Source organism: Parasphingomonas frigoris (assembly GCF_036663815.1).
In the GTDB taxonomy this organism is placed as follows: Bacteria; Pseudomonadota; Alphaproteobacteria; order Sphingomonadales; family Sphingomonadaceae; genus Sphingomonas.
The window spans coordinates 822,881-840,573 of sequence record NZ_JAXOJQ010000003.1 but is presented as its reverse complement, the minus strand read 5'-3'; the positions used below and the strand labels follow the sequence as shown (position 1 = coordinate 840,573).

Below are 17,693 nucleotides of genomic sequence, written 5' to 3'. Positions count from 1 at the left end.
GGCGGCGTCACGAGCGAGGCTACGCGACGGCGCGATCCGGTCCTGCCACGCTTTGCGACCGCTTTGCCAGCCCGGAAATGGTGCAACCGGCCAATTGCAGCGCCAAAATCGACTCGGCGCCCTGGTTTCGGTTGAGCCCGGTCGGCATCAGGCCGTCGAAACAACCACCGTCCTGCGCGGTCGCCAGCGGCAGATCGAGGTCGTTCTGACCGAGATACCAGCGATAGGCGCGATTGGCTTCCTCGACCCAGCGCAGGTTCTGCGATGCGTCGAACGCGGCGCCACAGGCATCGATCGTCGCCTGTGCTTCGAGCGGCTGCTGGTCGAACTGAAGCGGCTCGGCATAGACGCGCCCGAAGCTCTCGCTGCCGACCGCGCGGAAGCGGCCGTCGGGCGAGGTCTGCTTGGCGACGATCCAGTCGAGCGTCGCCAGGCCGCACTTTATCATGTCGGGACGCTCGAGCGCCATGCCGGCGCGCAGCAGTGCCTCGGGCAATCGCGCATTGTCATAGGCGAGGACGATCTCGAACCACTCCCATTCGGGGCGACGCGCCTCTTCGAGCAGTCCGCACAGTTCATCGCCGAAGCGCGCAAGGATCTCGCGCGCCAGCGTGTGGCCGGGATGCGCCTCGAGGATCGCCGCGGCACCGAGCATCGCAAAGGCGTGCGCCCGCGGCGAGCCGAGCTCGAGCGCGAGCGACGCGGTCATGTCGAACATCGACAGCGCCCAGTCGCGATGCTTGGCCTGCTGCGCATCGCGCGCGGTCACGCCGAACGCCCACAGCGTGCGGCCGTTCGAATCTTCCGAGCCGAATTCCTCGCACCAGGTCCGGTCGAAATTCATGAAATTGCGGAAGCGGCGCGCCTCGGGATTCCACGCATATTGCAGGAACGACGCATAGACCGTCATCCACTTGTCGCGCTGGACGTCGTCCATCTCGCTCATCTGGCTGACCAGCATCAGCGCGCGGGCATTGTCGTCGATGCAATAGCCGTGGCGACGGTCGGGGATCGAATAGATCGAATGCTGCAGCATGCCCGTGGAATCGCTCATCCGCTCGACACCGGCGAAATCTCCCGGCAGTGGCGTCAGCGATGCCGTGCTGCTCGGCAGCCGACGCGGCTTGGCGGCGACCATCTGGACGATTTCGCGCATCGCGACTTCGGCGAGACGCGGCCAGATCATCGTGCGGCCTCGCGCATAAGCGCGCTCGGACAGCTTGATGCGGTTGCGGTCGCTGCCGAGCAGCGCGTTGATCTCGCGCGCGAAAGCCGCCGAGTCGCCGAAGTCGACGAGGACGCCGTGGCCATCGGCGAGGATCTCGGTGGCGTGCACATAGGGCGTCGATACCACCGCCTTGCCGACGCCGACGGCGTAGGACAGCGTTCCCGACGTGATCTGCGCGGGGTTGAGATAGGGCGTCGCATAGATATCCGCAGCCTGCAGATAGTCGATCAACGCGTCATGCTCGAGAAACGCATCGATGAATTCGATGTTGCGGCTGACGCCGTGATCGAGCGCGAGCGCCTTCAACTTATCGCGATACTTCTCGCCTTCGTGCTTCACAAGATTGGGGTGCGTCGCGCCGAGCACCGCATACAGCACATCCGGGTTCTGCTCGACGATCGCCGGCAGCGCGTCGATCATGACCTCGATACCCTTGCCGGGCGCGAGCAGGCCGAAGGTCAGCACGACCTGCCGCCCTTCCCATCCGAAGCGCCCCTTGAGCGTGGCGGGATCGACGAAATCGCGATCCGGCACGCCGTGCGGGATCATCACGATCGAGCGGCCGCTCGCGCCGTAGACGCGCTCGAGGATCTCGCGACCGCGCTCTGCCATCACGACGACGCGCGCGGCACGGCGCAACAGGCCTTCCATCACGCGACGCTGGTCGGCATCGGGCTTTTCGAGAATGGTGTGGAGCGTGACGATCACCGGCATCGACACACGATCGAGCAAGGCGAGGATATGCTCGCCCGCCGGACCGCCGAAGATGCCGTATTCGTGTTGCAGCCACAGCGCCTGCGCGCCGCTCGCCTCGATCTCGCGGGCGGCCTCCAGATACTGCATGCGATCCTGCTCGGGGATGCTGCGAGTTACCTCGGGCGGATAATCGTAGAGACCGGGATGATCGTCCATCGCATAGACGTCGATGCGCAGGTCGGGGAAACGGCCCTTCAGCGCGGTAAACGTGTCGGTGGTGTATGTTGCAAGGCCGCATTTACGCGGCAGGAAGTTGCCGACCAGCGCCAGATGGTCGATCGAGCCCACGATGTCCGCCACTTGCACCATGCTCGCATTTCCTCAGGGTAAATCCGGGCTTGCACCCTTCAGCTGTCCCCCACGAACGGCTAAGTTTCAATATGGTTGCAGCAATGTTGCAATGCAACATACGGAATCGACGTGATCGAGATCAACCTTGCGGTAAGCTGAACGAGTCGGGCGCTCAACCGCGCCCGCGATATCCTGGCACGTCCTGCGCCGGCAGCCAAAGACCTTCTGGCGGCGCGCCCGATTGCCAGAACACGTCGATCGGAATCCCGCCGCGCGGATACCAATATCCGCCGATCCGCAGCCACAACGGCTGCATCTCGGCGAACAGCCGCTCGCCGATCCCGACGGTGCAATCTTCGTGGAATGCCTGGTGGTTGCGGAACGACCCGAGGAACAGCTTGAGCGACTTCGATTCGACGATCGTCGCGTAGGGCGCATAGTCGATCACGAGATGCGCGAAGTCGGGTTGCGCGGTAACCGGGCAGAGCGAGGTGAACTCGGGCACCGCGAAGCGCACAAGATAGGTCCGGCCGGGGCGCGGGTTGGGAACATAATCGAGCACCGCCTCCTCAGGGGAAGCGGGAAGCGTGCTGGTCTGGCCGAGATGCGTAGGGGTCATCGCGCCAATATAGGGCAGCGTGGCGGCTGCGTCATCCCAACCGTCTCGACGGCGCGCGAACGGGTGGCTAGGCTGGCAAAAAACCAAGGAGACGATCGATGGATTCGCTGGTGACGACCGAATGGCTCGCAAACGAGCTTGGCGCAAACGACCTGAGGATCGTCGACGCGACCTATTTCGCGGGCTTCGGGGATCGCGATCCGGCGGCCGAATATGAGGCGGCGCATATTCCCGGCGCGGTGTTCATGGATCTGGCCGAACTCGCCGACACCAGCAGCACGCTGCCCGCGATGCTCCCGGCGCCCGAGAAATTCGCCAGCCGGATGCAGTCGCTCGGGCTCGGCGATGGCAGCCGCATCGTGCTGTACGACAATTCGCCCTATCACACCTCGGCGCGCGCCTGGTTCATGCTGCGCACCTTCGGCGCGCACGACGTCGCGATCCTCGACGGCGGGCTCGCCAAATGGCAGGCCGAAGGCCGCGAGACGGCGACCGGCAAGGAGCAGCTCCGCCATCGCCACTTCACCGTCTGGGCCGACGACAAGGGCGTGCGCACGCTCGACCAGATGAAGGCCAATGTCGACAGCGGCGCCGAGCAAGTGCTCGACGCACGCTCGGCCGCGCGCTTCACCGGCGAGGAACCCGATCCGCGGCCTGCCACGCATGCCGGCCACATTCCGGGCTCTAAGAACCTGCCGGTCGGCGAGCTCTTCAACGGCGACGGGACGTGGAAGACCGGAGACGCGCTCAAGGCCGCGTTCGAAGGCGCCGGGATCGATCTCGCCAAGCCGCTCGTCACCACCTGCGGCTCGGGCATCACCGCCTCGGCGCTGGCGTTCGGCGCGCATCTGCTCGGCAATGAAGCCGCGGTCTATGACGGCAGCTGGTCCGAATGGGGTGCCGATCGCACCACGCCCAAGGCGACCGGCGCGGCGTAATTGGCTTCTAAAAGCCCCTCCCCTTCAGGGGAGGGGTTGGGGTGGGGCCGTAACGAGCGTAGCACCCAGCACTGCCCCACCCCCGACCCCTCCCCTGAAGGGGAGGGGCTTAGAGATTCGCACCATGAAGAAGACCGATGCCCCCAAGGGCGATTCCACCCGCGTCGTCACCGCGGGACGCCGCAAGGAATGGACGCAGGGCATCGTCAGCACGCCGGTCTGGCGTGCCTCGACGATCCTCTACGATTCGGTCGCCGATCTGCGCGAAGCCGCCGGGCGCGACACGCATCACCGCTTGTTCTACGGGCGCAAGGGCACGCCGACGCAGTGGAGCCTCGCCGATGCGCTGACCGAGCTCGAGCCCGGCGCCGAAGGCACCTTCCTCTACCCCTCGGGCGTCGCCGCGATCGCCGCCGCGCTGCTCTCGGTGCTCTCGCCCGGCGATGATCTGCTGATCCCCGACAGCGCGTACGATCCGACCCGCGCGATGGGCCGCGGCCTGCTCACGCGGATGGGCATCACCACGCGCTTCTACGATCCGATGATCGGCGCGGGCATCGCCGACCTGATCACCGACAGCACCCGCGCGATCCTGCTCGAAAGCCCCGGCAGCCTCACCTTCGAGGTGCAGGACATCCCCGCTATCGTCGGCGTCGCCAAGGCGCGCGGCGTGACCACGCTGCTCGACAATACCTGGGCGACGCCACTCTTCTTCCCCGCGATCGCGCACGGCATCGATCTCACCATCCTCGCCTGCACAAAATATATCGTCGGCCATAGCGACGTGATGATGGGCGCGGTGACCGCCGGCCCGGGGCATTTCGCGCGGTTGCGCAGCACCAGTTTCGAGCTCGGACAGGTCGTCAGCCCCGACGATGCCTGGCTCGCCAGCCGGGGCTTGCGGACGATGGCGGTGCGCCTCAAGCAGCATCAGGCAAGCGCGCTTCAGATCGCGCAGTGGCTTGCGCAGCAGCCCGAGGTCGCCACCGTACTCCATCCGGCACTGCCGAGCTGCCCCGGCCACGCGCATTTCGTCCGCGACTTCAAGGGCGCGTCGGGGCTGTTCTCGTTCGTCCTCAACGGCGGCGATGAGGCCGCCCGCGCGCGGCTGATCGACGGGCTCGCGCATTTCGGGATCGGCTATAGCTGGGGCGGGTTCGAAAGCCTCGCGCTGCCGGTCGATCCGCTGCGCCATCGCAGCGTCACGCAGCGCAACGACGCCGGGCCGATGGTGCGGCTGCAGATCGGGCTCGAGGATCCCGCCGACCTGATCGCCGACCTCGCCGCCGGGCTCGCGCGGTTCGCTGGCCAGCAATGATTTGTTACAAGGCTGTTGCAGATCAGCCACAATAGCGCCGCAACCGCGCGCGCGCGACGCGAATTCGGTTGTGCGCTGCAGCGTCGCTCGGCATTGGAGGGGCTGCCGCTTTAGTCGCGCGGGAGACCTTCGCGTCTCTGACAGACGCTGCATCGGCAAAGCAGGCGGGGACAGTCGCATTTTCGAAAGGGAAACCATGCGCTTCTCCACATCTACGCTCGGCGCGCTCTTGCTCGCTGCTTCCGCCACGCCCGCCTTCGCGCAGGACGTACCCGTCACCACCACCCCCGATGCCAAGGATGCACCAGCCGCAGCACCGGCCGCGGCCGACAAGCCGTTCAAGATCACCGGCGGCGTCACGCTGATCAGCGACTATCGCTTCCGCGGCCTGACCCAGACCAATGGCGACGGCGCCGTCCAGGGCACGATCAACATCAACAGCTCGGCTGGTTTCTACATCGGCACCTGGGCGTCGACGATCGACGGCAGCGGCAAGACGCCATTGCTCAACGGCTATGGCGATGCCGAGGTCGATCTGTACGGCGGCTACACCAAGACCTTCAACGGCCTGACCGTCGATGCCGGCTTGCTCTATTATTACTATCCGAGCCACAACAAGTCGGTCGCGCCCAATACCGATTTCTTCGAGCCTTATGCCTCGGTCAGCTACACGCTCGGCCCGGTATCGACCAAGGTCGGCGGCAACTATGCGTGGGGTGGTCAGAAGGGCCTCGACTTCACCGCGAACAACAAGGACGACAATATCTACGTCTATGGCGAGGCTGCGGTCGCAGTGCCCAAGACGCCGGTCACGCTCAAGGGCCATGTCGGCTATACCGACGGCTCGCTCGGCCTCGCCAACCTCGTCGCGAACGATCGCAACTATCTCGACTGGTCGGTCACGGCCGAGGCCGTCGGCGGTCCGTTCAAGGTCGGCGTGACCTATGTCGACACCGACATCACCAGCAGCAAGTTCGGCGGTTTCTACCGCAAGGGGTATGCCTCGACCTTCGGTCGCGGCTCGAGCGTGCTCGGCTATGTCGGCGTAGCCTTCTGACACGAAAAAAGGGAGCGCCTGTCCGGACGCTCCCTTCGCTCTACCGCAACCCTCCCCCGCACCCGCGGGGGAGGGTTTCGTTTTGTGTCACTTCGGCGCGGTCGCCCGTGCGGCCTGGCCGTCGCCCTCTGGCGCTGCGACCACGTCGCGCGTCGTCGTGCCCTTGTCGACCACGGTCGTGCCGGGATCGCCGACCGACGAGCGGATGCCGGGATCGTCCGAATCGACGCCGGCCTGCGAGATCGTCGCGCTCTCGCCCGCGCTGCGTGCCGCGGTGCCGCCGAACAGCGCGTCGAGCGCCTGCGCGTTCGCGCTCACGTCGTTGGCGCGCGCCGCGCCGGGCTTTGGCGGGGTCAGCGAGAAATCGGGCGGGATCACCAGCGGTGCCTGGCGCGCCACCGAGAATTCGTCGGGCCCGGCGCGACCGCCCTTGCCATGCGCGCAAGCGCCGAGCGCGAGCAGCGCCACGCCGGCCGAAAGAATCGAAAACTTACGCATGGATATTCTCCGTTGGGCCCTGTTCCGCCCCAGAATCTGACGGCGCATCTGTGGTCGGCTTATCTCGTATCAGAAGCGCGCGCGCGAGCAAGATGACCACGCCGATGCTAATCGCCGCGTCGGCGATGTTGAAGACCAAAAACGGCTGCCAGTCGCCGAAATGCAGATCGGCAAAATCGACGACATAGCCGAGCCGGATCCGGTCGAGGATGTTGCCGAATGCGCCGCCGAGCACGAGCCCGAGCGCCATCTGGTCGGCGCGCTTGGGCTCGCGCAGCATCCACACCAGCACGCCGATCGCGATCGCGCCGGTCATCAGCACGAGCAGCCAGCGCGTCGTGTCGGTATCGGCGTGGAGCAGCCCCAGCGACACGCCACGATTGGCGACGAAGCGCAGGTTGAAGAACGACGTGACATAATGCGCGTTGGTCATCGCATCGAGCTTGAGCCCCTCGGTCACGCCGAGCTTGGCGGCCTGGTCGGCGACGAACAGCGCGATCGCGGTCGCGAAGCCTGCGAGCGGGAGCCTCATGCCACCACCGCCTCGCAGCGATCGCACAGATCGCCGTCGTCCTCGACCTCGGGGAGCAGCCGCCAGCAGCGCCCGCATTTGTGGAAGTCGGTCCGCGCCACCGCGAGCGTGTCACCGAGCGTGACCTGCGCGACGATGAACAGCTCGGCGAGCTCGGCGACCGGCAGCGGCGCCTCGGGCACGACCACTTCGGCCTCGAGGCTCGAGCGCACGATCTTTTCGCGGCGCAGCGGCTCGATCGCCTCGGTCACTTGCTGGCGCAAGGCACGAACCGCATCCCACTTCGCCGCATCGACGCTGTCGACCGCGGGAACCTCGGGCCATTCGAGCAGATGCACCGAGCCATCCTCGCTCGGGAAGCGCGCCTGCCACGTCTCCTCGGCGGTGAAGCACAGCACCGGCGCGGCATAGCGGACGAGCGCGTGGAACAGCGTGTCGAACACGGTGCGCACGGCGCGGCGCTTGGCATCGCTCGGCGCGTCGCAATAGAGCGAATCCTTGCGAATATCGAAGTAGAAGGCCGACAGATCTTCCTGCGCGAACTCGGTCAACAGCCGGACATAGCTGTTGAAGTCGTACACCAGCACCGCCGCGCGCAGCTTGGCGTCGAGCTCGGCGAGCAGATGGAGCACGTAGCGTTCGAGCTCGGGCATCTCCGCGACCGGAAGCCGCTCGCTCTCCTCGAACCCGTCGAGCGCGCCGAGCAGATAGCGGAAGGTGTTGCGCAGCTTGCGATACTGGTCGGAGACGCCGCCGAGGATCTCCTTGCCGATGCGGTGGTCCTCGGTGAAATCGACCGACAGCGCCCACAGCCGCAGGATGTCCGCGCCCGATTCCTTCATCAGGTCGAGCGGGTTGATCGTGTTGCCGAGCGACTTGGACATCTTCATGCCCTTGGAGTCCATCGTGAAGCCATGCGTCAGCACCGCATTATACGGCGCTCGCCCGCGCGTGCCGCACGCCTCCATCAGCGACGACTGGAACCAGCCGCGATGCTGGTCCGAGCCTTCGAGATAGAGATCGGCCGGCCATTGCAGATCGGGCCAGCGCCCGCTCTCGAGCACGAAGGCGTGCGTGCAGCCGCTGTCGAACCACACGTCGAGAATGTCGGTGACGCGCTCGTAATCGGCGAGGTCATAGTCGGGGCCGAGCAGGTCCTGCGCCGCTTCCTCGCTCCACGCATCGACGCCCTCGGCGTTGATCGCGGCGATGATCCGCGCATTGACCGCGGGATCGACGAGATACTGCCCGGTGAGGCGATCGACGAACAGCGTGATCGGCACGCCCCAGGCGCGCTGGCGGCTGATCACCCAATCGGGGCGCCCGGCGACCATCGCGGTGATGCGGTTCTGGCCCTTGGGCGGATACCAGGTGGTCGCTTCGATCGCGCGCAGCGCGGTGGAACGCAAAGTCTCCCCTTCTTGCTCCCCTCCCGCTTGCGGGAGGGGCTGGGGGAGGGCAGTGCCGGAAAGGTCAGCGCTCGCGGCACTGCCCTCCCCTAACCCCTCCCGCAAGCGGGAGGGGGATTCCGGAAGCGCCTGATCCATTGGAATGAACCACTGCGGCGTAGCCCGGAAAATGACCTTCGCCTTCGACCGCCACGAATGCGGATAGGAATGCGGGAAATCATCGCTCGCCGCGAGCAACGCGCCGACGCCGCGCAGGTCCGAACAGATCGGCCCCTCGGCGGAGACGAACTTCTTGTTGATCACCGAGCCCTGCCCGCCGAGCCACGCCCAATCATCGCGATACATCCCCGCGCCATCGACCGCGAAGACCGGATCGATGCCGTATTGCTTGCACAGCAGGAAATCGTCTTCGCCATGATCGGGCGCCATATGGACGAGCCCGGTGCCCGCCTCGGTGGTCACGAAATCGCCCGGCAGGAACGGCCGCGGCTTCGCGAAGAACCCGCCGAGTTCGTGCATCGGATGGCGCGCGGAGGCGCCTTCGAGCTGCGCGCCCTTGATAGACTGGAGCGCGGTCACCGTCCCTGCGCTGTCGCCGATCTTGAGGATCACCGGATGCCCGATCCGCGCGCCGAAGCTCTCGAGCAGATCGTGCGCGATCAGCAGCGTGCGCGGCCCCTCGGCCATGTCGTCGAAGCGGACGAGCAGATACTCGATCTCCGGCCCGTAGCTCAGCGCCTGGTTCACCGGGATCGTCCACGGCGTCGTCGTCCAGATCACCGCATGCGCGCCGACCAGCTCTGGCGCGTTCGGCGCCTCCACGATCTCGAACGCCACGTCGATCTGCGTCGACACGACGTCCTCATATTCGACCTCGGCCTCGGCGAGCGCGGTCTTTTCAACGGGCGACCACATCACCGGCTTGGCGCCGCGATAGAGCTGGCCGCTCTCCGCGAACTTCATCAGCTCGGTGACGATCGTCGCCTCGGCGGCGAAATCCATCGTCAGATAGGGATGGTCCCACTCGCCGTTGATGCCGAGCCGCTTGAGCTGCTCGCGCTGCACGTTCACCCAATGCTGCGCGTACGCCCGGCACTCGGCGCGAAATTCGCGCGGCGGGACTTCGTCCTTGTTGCGCTTCTTGGCGCGATACTGCTCCTCGACCTTCCACTCGATCGGCAGGCCGTGGCAGTCCCAGCCGGGCACATAGGGCGCGTCCTTGCCGAGCAACCCCTGCGTGCGGCACACCGTATCCTTGAGGATATGGTTGAGCGCATGGCCGATATGCATGTCGCCGTTCGCATAGGGCGGGCCATCATGCAGGATGAACTTCTCGCGGCCGCGGCGCGCTTCGCGCGTCTTCTCGTAGAGGTTCATCGCCTGCCAGCGCGCGAGGATCCCGGGCTCCTTGGCGGGCAGGCCGGCCTTCATCGGGAAGTCGGTCTTCGGCAGGAAGACGGTGTCGCGATAATCGCGCGGAGCGGATGCGGTGTCTGGGGTGTCGGTCATTTGAGAGCGGCCTTAGCCGAGCGGTCCCGCGGTATAAAGCCCTCCCCGCAGGGGAGCCTTCCATCCCGAAGATCGTGCATCAGCGGTCAGAGACATCTTCGTGGCTTCGTGTCTTTGTGTGAGCCCATCTTCTTTCTCACACAAAGACACGAAGCCACGAAGAAAAGAAGCAACGCTGCATCGAGCGTTCTCCGCGCGAACTCAATCTTCTTTTTTTGCGCGCAGAGCCGCGGATAGCGCAGAGAAGGAGAGACGAAGCCGCTTTGCGGGTGCGCTCAGCCGCGCCTCACCAATTCCACACCATCCCCGTCTCGCTGAACGGCTTGGGCTCCATTGGCGGGATCGTCGCGTCGTTGAGGTCGCAGTGCCAGTAGCCGACGTCAATCCAACGGCCGTCCTTGTAGCCCGCCTCGCGGAAGAAGCCGGCGCGCTTGAAGCCGACCGACTCGTGCAGCCGGATCGAATGGTCGTTCGGCAAGGCGATCACACCGATCGCATGCGTGAAGCCCTGCGCGCGCACGGTGTCGATCAGCGCGTCGTACAGCTGGCGCCCATTGCCGCGCCCCTGCGTGCCGCTGGCGAGATAGACCGTCGTCTCGACGGTGAAGCGATACGCCGGCCGGTCGCGGAACGCCGAGGCATAGGCATAGCCGAGCACCGCGCCATCCTCGCCCGTCGCGACCAGCCACGGATAGAGCCCGCCCGACGACGCCATCCGCTGGCGGAAGATGCGCTCGTCGGGCGCCTTGAGCTCGAACGAGACGGTGCCGCGCTCGACATAGGGCTTGTAGATCGCCGCGATCGCCGCGGCATCGTCGGGCGTCGCGGGGCGGATCGCGATCCGCGTCGGCGCCGGATCGGGAATCACAGCCCGAACCGCGCCAGCACGAAGTCCATCAGCCGCGCATCGCCCGGCCGCGGCGCGTTGCCGCCGACGCCCTCGCACTCGAGGCAGCGCGCCTGGATCGCGGCACCCGTGCCGATACGCGTCACGTCGCCGAGCGCGCGCGCGAACACCGCGCGCCGCTCCGCCGCCATCCGCGTGAAAGCGTCGCCGGCCGAGGCGTCGTCATCCTTGTTCGAATCGACCAGCTGCGCGATCATCTTGGCAAAGGCGCTCGGCTTCTTCTCGAGATATTCGGCGTGATAGCCGTCCGCCTTCAACCCGGCACGCCGCGCCGCCTCGGCGACCGCATCCTGCAGCCCGCCGAAGCGATCGACCAGCCCGATCTGATGCGCGGTCCCGCCATCCCAAACACGCCCCTGCCCGATCTCGTCGACGCGCGTCGTGCTCAGCTTGCGCGCCGTCGCGACGCGCGTGATGAACTGGCGATAGCCATTCTCGATCCCCGCCTGGAAGATCGCATCGGTCTCGGGGTTGGTGCCGCCATAGATGTCGGGCTGGCCGGACAGCGGCGTGGTGCGGACGCCGTCGGTGGTCAGGCCGATCTTCTTGAGCGTGTTCTCGAACGTCGGGATGATCCCGAAGATGCCGATCGAGCCGGTGATCGTGGTAGGCTGCGCGAACACGATGTCGCCTGCGGTCGACACCCAATAGCCGCCCGAGGCCGCGACCGAGCCCATCGACACGACGATCGGCAGCTTCTGCGCCTTCGCCTCGAGGATCGCGCGGCGCATGTCCTCCGATGCGAGCGCCGAGCCGCCGGGCGAATCGACGCGCACGACGAGCGCCTTCAGGTCCTTCTTGGCGAGCGCGTCGAGCAACAGCTTCGACACGGTGTCCGACCCGACGCTACCGGCGGTCGACTTGCCGTCGATGATATCGCCGGCGATCGTCAGCACGCCGATCTTGCCGCCCGCGGTCGGCAGCGGGTTGGCCGCGACATAGGCGTCATATTTGATCGTCTTGAACAGGCCCGCCGCCTTGCCCGTATCGACCCCGGCGATCGCGGCGACGCGCTGGCCGAAATCGAGCCGCGTGCCGAGCTTGTCGACCAGCCCGGCATCGAGATTGGCCTTGGCGATGTCGCCCTGCGCGGCGGTGATCACCGCGCCCGGCGTGGTCAGGAACGGCGCGAACTTGGCCTTGGGGCGCGCCTTGGTGACGACCTCCTGCCAGTTGGCGAACAGCACCTGGTAGAGCTTGACCACCTCTTCCTTCGCCTCGGGCGAGGCCTCGGTGCGGGTGTAGGGCTCGACGAACGACTTGTACTTGCCGACGCGATAGACGTGCGCATTGACGCCGAGCTTGTCGATCAGGCCCTTGTAATAGAGCTGCGATCCGCCCGGGCCCATGAACAGCGTGCCGCCCATCGGGCTTTCCCAGATCTCGCTGGCATTGGCCGCCAGGCGATAGCCCGAGTCGGTATAGGCAGTGGCGAAGGCGAGGACCGGCTTGCCGCCTTTCCCGTCGGAACCGTCGCGGACGCGGCGCAGCGCATCGCCGACTTCGGTCAGCGCGGCGGGATAGCCACCGCCGAACGAGTCGAGATCGAGTACGACGACCTTGACGCGGTCATCCTTGGCCGCCTTGTCGAGGCTGCGCACCACGTCGCGCAGGCGATATTCGCGCGGCGAACCGCCGCCCGACAGGCTGGCGAACGGGCTGGAGTCCTGCGTCTGCTCGACAATCGGGCCGTCGAGCTTGAGGACGAGCGCACCGTCTCCGATCGCGCTCTTGCCCGGTTTGGCGGCGAGCGCGCCGAACAACAGGCCGAAGAACAACAACATGGCGATCAGGACGAGCGCGTCCTTGATCCCGACGAGTATCTTCCATGCGCCCCGTACGAGTTTCACTTGGCCGCTCCCTGCTTGGCGGAAATAGGCCCCATCGCTAGGGCAACGCATGGCGCGAGTAAATGCGTGTTATACGTCCAACACGCGTAATTTTTCACGGCAGAAATTCCGCCTGCAGCGGTTGACGATGCGCATGCGCGCTATCATATCCCGGCTGCTGGCACTCACCTCCGTCGAGTGCTAACACCTGTTCATTATAAAGGGACTTCGCCCATGACCTTTCGTCCGTTGCACGACCGCGTGCTCGTCCGCCGCGTAGAGGCAGAAGAAAAGACCGCCGGCGGGATCATCATTCCCGAGACCGCCAAGGAAAAGCCGCAGGAAGGCGAAGTCGTCTCCGTCGGCACCGGCGCGCGCAACGAAGCCGGCGAAATCCACCCGCTCGAGGTCAAGGCCGGCGACAAGATCCTGTTCGGCAAATGGTCGGGCACCGAGGTCAAGATCGACGGTGAAGACCTGCTGATCATGAAGGAATCGGACATTCTCGGCATCGTTGGCTGAGCTATCCCCCGTCTGCGCGCAGGCGCGGATGGTGTGACTTTCGTGTGACTTTCCAGACTCAACAGACATAGAAAGGGTAGCCTCACCATGGCATCCAAGGACGTAAAATTCGGGCGTGACGCCCGCGAGCGGATTCTGCGCGGCGTGGACATTCTCGCCGACGCCGTGAAGGTCACGCTGGGGCCGAAGGGCCGCAACGTTGTGATCGACAAGAGCTTCGGTGCACCGCGCATCACCAAGGACGGCGTCACCGTCGCCAAGGAAATCGAGCTCAAGGACAAGTTCGAGAACATGGGCGCGCAGATGCTGCGCGAAGTCGCCTCGAAGACCAACGACGTCGCTGGCGACGGCACGACCACCGCGACCGTTCTGGCGCAGGCGATCGTCCGTGAAGGCATGAAGTCGGTTGCGGCCGGCATGAACCCGATGGATCTGAAGCGCGGCATCGATCTCGCCGTCGTCAAGGTCGTCGAGGACATCAAGGCGCGTTCGAAGCCCGTCTCGGGCACCAAGGAAATCGCCCAGGTCGGCATCATCTCGGCAAACGGCGACACCGTCGTCGGCGAGAAGATCGCTGAAGCGATGGAGAAGGTCGGCAAGGAAGGCGTCATCACCGTCGAGGAAGCCAAGGGTCTCGAGTTCGAGCTCGACGTCGTCGAAGGCATGCAGTTCGACCGTGGCTACCTCTCGCCCTACTTCATCACCAACCCCGAGAAGATGTCGGTCGAGCTTCAGGATCCTTTCATCCTGATCCACGAGAAGAAGCTGTCGAACCTGCAGGCGATGCTCCCGATCCTGGAAGCCGTCGTTCAGTCGGGCCGTCCGCTCCTGATCATCGCCGAGGACATCGAGGGTGAGGCTCTGGCCACGCTCGTCGTCAACAAGCTGCGCGGCGGCCTCAAGGTCGCAGCGGTCAAGGCACCGGGCTTCGGCGATCGTCGCAAGGCGATGCTCGAGGATATCGCGATCCTGACCAAGGGCGAGATGATCTCGGAAGACCTCGGCATCAAGCTCGAGAGCGTCACGATCGGCATGCTCGGCACCGCCAAGCGCGTCACGATCGACAAGGACAACACCGTCATCGTCGATGGCGCTGGTGACCATGACGCGATCAAGGGCCGCACCGATGCCATCCGTCAGCAGATCGAGAACACGACGAGCGACTACGACAAGGAGAAGCTCCAGGAGCGTCTCGCCAAGCTTGCTGGCGGCGTTGCCGTGATCAAGGTCGGCGGTTCTTCGGAAGTCGAAGTCAAGGAGCGCAAGGACCGCGTCGACGACGCGCTGCACGCAACCCGCGCAGCCGTTGAAGAAGGCATCGTCCCCGGCGGCGGCACGGCTCTGCTGTACGCGACCAAGGTGCTCGAAGGCGTCACCGGCGCCAACGAAGACCAGACCCGCGGCATCGACATCGTCCGCAAGTCGCTGACCTCGCTGGTGCGCCAGATCGCCACCAACGCCGGCCACGACGGCGCGGTCGTCTCGGGCAAGCTGCTCGACGGCAACGACTCGACGATCGGCTTCAACGCAGCGACCGACACGTACGAGAACCTGGTGGAAGCCGGCGTGATCGATCCGACCAAGGTCGTCCGTACCGCACTGCAGAACGCAGCATCGGTCGCCGGCCTGCTCATCACGACCGAAGCGGCCGTGAGCGAGCTGCCGGAAGACAAGCCCGCAATGCCGATGGGCGGCGGCGGCATGGGCGGCATGGGCGGCATGGATTTCTGAGCCAACGCGGCCTGAGCTAAGCGAAAGCTTAGCTCAGGACTCGCGTGGCTCCGGCCGGCGGGTCGGCGAGCTTGCTCGACGATCCCGTCCGACGCAGCGCCGGCTTTGCCGGTGCCGGAACCAGCGCCCAGCCCCCGAGGCTGGACATACGGCAAAGGGCCGGCGGAGCGATCCGCCGGCCCTTTGTCGTCCAGGTCGTCCGCCGCCGGCGGACCGATCAGTCGAGCGCCGGCGTCTCCGCAACCGCAGCGCGGGTCGGTGCGGCGGGCGCGGTGCATTTGCGCGCCTGCCCGAGCCCCTTCAGATAGGCGCGGCGCGTCTGCCCGGCATAGACCGCGGCCTCGGCGCGGCGCTGCTCCTTGTCGGCGCCGGTTATCACGCGCACCAGACCCAGCCCGGGGATCAGCGTGCTCACCGCGGTCCGCGCCGCGACCGCCGCCAGCGCAGCCCCCTCCCCCTTCGGCTTGCCGGGAAGGTCAACGTCGGGGCCGAGCGCGCCGTCGAGCCGGCGCACCTCCGCCGAAATCGCCGCGCAGCTCTGCGTGTGCGCCGTCGAATAGGGCGCCGAGACCGCGAGCTGGAGCACTGGCGGAATCTTGGTCTGCGACAGGCGTGTGTCGCGCAGCGGCTGCGTCACGGCGCGACCGACGCTGTCGTCCTGCTGCGGGCCAGCGGCGGCGAGTGCGGTGCTGGCCGTGGCGATCAGCGCGAGCAGTCCCGTAGTCACGATCGTCCGGCGCATCTTTGGTCCTCCGTTTGGTCAGCGGTACGACGCGCATCCACGGAAGTTGTTCCGGCTACGAGACGATCACGCCAGCGGGTACAGCATCGCCACGTTGCAGCGTTCGTAGCGCGCGCCGAAGTCCGCCATGATCGCCGCGTCGTGGACGAAGCCGACCTTCTCGTAGAGGTGGATCGCCGCCGCACTCTTGCTGTTGCTGAGCAGGTAAAGCCGCTCCGCGCCGAGCGCCCGGGCGCGGGCGATCATCGCAGCAAGCAGGAATTCGCCCGCCTTGCGGCCGCGCGCCGCTTCGCGGACGCCCATCTTGGTCAATTCATATTGGCGGGGGCCGGTCTTCTGCAGCGCGCACGCCCCGACGATCCCGGCGCCCTCGGCCTCGACGAACAGGATGTCGCCACCCGGCGCGATGATCCGCTCGTACGGGTTCTGGAGCACATCGAGATCGGTCTGCTCGATCCGGTACATCGCGCCGATCCACTCGGCGTTGATGTCGTGGAACGCCTGCGCGAGGTCGTCGCGATAGGCGTGGATCTTCAGTGCGCTCACGACGTGCCCCTCCCCCGCGTCAGGCTGCTGCTCAGCCTTGCATGGCCGCGATCAGCTTCTTGATTTCCTGGCTGCGGCCGCGCGGCATGATCAGGATGTCGTTGCCGCTGGCGACGACGATCAAATCCTCGACCCCGACGAGCGCGACGCGCGCGCCGTCGCTGCGCACCAGGCAGTTGCTGGTGTTGACCGCGATCACCGTGCCGCCATCGCGGCTGGCGTGCGCATTGCCGTCGGCGTCGCGATCGCTGATCTCGTGCAGCGCATCCCAGCTGCCGAGGTCGCTCCACCCCATGCTGACCGGCACGACCGCGACGCGATCGGCCTTTTCCATCACGGCATAATCGACCGATTCGGACGTCGCAGCGGCAAAGGCTTCGGCGTCGGGATAGACCAGCGCGCCCTCGTGGCGCGCCCCGTCCATCGCCGCCTGGCTGGCAGCGCGCGCCGCCGGGTCATACAGTGCCAGCGCCTCGAGATAGGCATCGGCGCGGAACAGGAAGATGCCGCCGTTCCACACATGGTCGCGCGCGGCGAGCATCGCCTCGGCCGCGTCGCGCGGCGGCTTCTCGACGAACCGCGCAACGCGGTGCACGCCCTCTGCGATCGCGTCGCCGATATGGATCCAGCCATAGCCGGTTTCGGGCGCATGCGGGTCGATCCCGAAGGTGACGAGCCAGCCGTCGGCGACCATTGGCAGCGCGGTTTCGATCGCGGCGTGGAAGGCGGCGACGTCGGCGATGACATGGTCCGACGGCATCACCAGCAGCGGCGCATCGCCCGATCCGGCGGCGATCGCGGCAAGCGCGATGGCAGGCGCGGTGTTGCGCGCGATCGGCTCGAGGATCAAGGCTTGCGGCGTCGCCGAGATCGTGGCGAGCTGCGCCGCGACCTGTTCGGCATGGCGGGCGTTGGCAACGACGATCGGGGCTGCGAAGCGCTCGCCCTGCGCGCGCCGCGCGGTCAGCTGGAGCATCGTCTCGTCCGCGGTCAGCGACAGCATCTGCTTGGGCATTTCGGGAGTCGACATCGGCCATAGCCGGGTGCCCGAACCGCCCGAAAGAATGACCGGGACGATCTGTTGGGTCTTCGGCATCAAATTTCTCCTAACTGCGGTCGCTCTAGCGAGACTCTCCGCACGCCGTCACTCCCTTAAATCGAGCCCGTGCCGGGGCGTTCAAGGTTTCTTCGTCAATTTCTGCGACAGCGGCTTACCGGTGTCGGATTTGTTTACACCCGCCATAGGCTCGGACGAGGTCCA

Annotated in this window: 15 protein-coding genes; 5 read left to right on the top strand and 10 right to left on the bottom strand. The window is 66.2% G+C overall.

Annotated features, from left to right (window positions below):
• Nucleotides 1-19: 19 nt before the first annotated feature.
• Entirely contained in the window at nt 20-2,293 is a 2,274-nt protein-coding gene (locus U1872_RS14335) for a glycosyltransferase family 4 protein (RefSeq protein WP_332793562.1), read from the bottom strand.
• 154 nt (nt 2,294-2,447) lie between these two features.
• Nucleotides 2,448-2,894: a preQ(1) synthase gene (gene queF / locus U1872_RS14330; RefSeq protein WP_332793561.1), complete on the bottom strand. Its 447-nt coding sequence runs from the start codon at nt 2,892-2,894 to the stop codon at nt 2,448-2,450.
• Nucleotides 2,895-2,992: 98 nt separating this feature from the next.
• Between queF and sseA the strand changes: the two genes are divergently transcribed.
• From sseA to U1872_RS14315, 3 genes are all read left to right on the top strand, one after another.
• Nucleotides 2,993-3,832, top strand: a complete 840-nt coding sequence (sseA, locus tag U1872_RS14325; RefSeq protein ID WP_332793560.1) for a 3-mercaptopyruvate sulfurtransferase — start codon at nt 2,993-2,995, stop codon at nt 3,830-3,832.
• 124 nt (nt 3,833-3,956) lie between these two features.
• On the top strand, nt 3,957-5,150 hold the full coding sequence (metC, locus tag U1872_RS14320; protein ID WP_332793559.1) for a cystathionine beta-lyase: 1,194 nt from the start codon (nt 3,957-3,959) through the stop codon (nt 5,148-5,150).
• Between the two features lie 196 nt (nt 5,151-5,346).
• A complete protein-coding gene (locus U1872_RS14315; RefSeq protein WP_332793558.1) occupies nt 5,347-6,207 on the top strand; it encodes a TorF family putative porin in 861 nt (286 codons plus the stop codon).
• An 87-nt stretch (nt 6,208-6,294) separates the two neighbouring features.
• Here the strand turns inward: U1872_RS14315 and U1872_RS14310 are convergent, their stop codons facing one another.
• The 5 genes from U1872_RS14310 to sppA form a co-directional block, all read right to left on the bottom strand.
• Complete coding sequence (locus U1872_RS14310) at nt 6,295-6,705, bottom strand: DUF3035 domain-containing protein (protein ID WP_332793557.1); 411 nt, start codon at nt 6,703-6,705, stop codon at nt 6,295-6,297.
• On the bottom strand, nt 6,698-7,237 hold the full coding sequence (gene lspA / locus U1872_RS14305) for a signal peptidase II (RefSeq protein WP_332793556.1): 540 nt from the start codon (nt 7,235-7,237) through the stop codon (nt 6,698-6,700). Before lspA ends, U1872_RS14310 begins: the two co-directional genes overlap by 8 nt.
• The gene (gene ileS / locus U1872_RS14300; protein WP_332793555.1) at nt 7,234-10,155 is read right to left on the bottom strand and encodes an isoleucine--tRNA ligase; all 2,922 of its coding nucleotides are present in this window, start codon (nt 10,153-10,155) and stop codon (nt 7,234-7,236) included. The genes lspA and ileS overlap by 4 nt, the downstream gene beginning before the upstream one ends.
• Nucleotides 10,156-10,441: 286 nt before the next feature.
• Nucleotides 10,442-11,023: a GNAT family N-acetyltransferase gene (locus tag U1872_RS14295; RefSeq protein ID WP_332793554.1), complete on the bottom strand. Its 582-nt coding sequence runs from the start codon at nt 11,021-11,023 to the stop codon at nt 10,442-10,444.
• Nucleotides 11,020-12,912 (bottom strand): signal peptide peptidase SppA, encoded by a 1,893-nt coding sequence (gene sppA, locus U1872_RS14290; RefSeq protein ID WP_332793553.1) that lies wholly within the window; start codon nt 12,910-12,912, stop codon nt 11,020-11,022. Before sppA ends, U1872_RS14295 begins: the two co-directional genes overlap by 4 nt.
• Before the next feature lie 213 nt (nt 12,913-13,125).
• Between sppA and groES the strand changes: the two genes are divergently transcribed.
• The gene (groES, locus tag U1872_RS14285; protein WP_010183565.1) at nt 13,126-13,413 is read left to right on the top strand and encodes a co-chaperone GroES; all 288 of its coding nucleotides are present in this window, start codon (nt 13,126-13,128) and stop codon (nt 13,411-13,413) included.
• A gap of 87 nt (nt 13,414-13,500) precedes the next feature.
• A complete protein-coding gene (groL, locus tag U1872_RS14280) occupies nt 13,501-15,144 on the top strand; it encodes a chaperonin GroEL (RefSeq protein ID WP_332793552.1) in 1,644 nt (547 codons plus the stop codon).
• Nucleotides 15,145-15,361: 217 nt separating this feature from the next.
• Here groL and U1872_RS14275 read toward each other — a convergent pair whose 3' ends face one another.
• From U1872_RS14275 to U1872_RS14265, 3 genes are all read right to left on the bottom strand, one after another.
• Nucleotides 15,362-15,886, bottom strand: a complete 525-nt coding sequence (locus U1872_RS14275; protein ID WP_332793551.1) for a hypothetical protein — start codon at nt 15,884-15,886, stop codon at nt 15,362-15,364.
• 66 nt (nt 15,887-15,952) lie between these two features.
• The gene (locus U1872_RS14270; protein WP_332793550.1) at nt 15,953-16,432 is read right to left on the bottom strand and encodes a GNAT family N-acetyltransferase; all 480 of its coding nucleotides are present in this window, start codon (nt 16,430-16,432) and stop codon (nt 15,953-15,955) included.
• 31 nt (nt 16,433-16,463) lie between these two features.
• Nucleotides 16,464-17,528: a mannose-1-phosphate guanylyltransferase/mannose-6-phosphate isomerase gene (locus tag U1872_RS14265; protein ID WP_332793549.1), complete on the bottom strand. Its 1,065-nt coding sequence runs from the start codon at nt 17,526-17,528 to the stop codon at nt 16,464-16,466.
• Nucleotides 17,529-17,693: the final 165 nt, after the last annotated feature.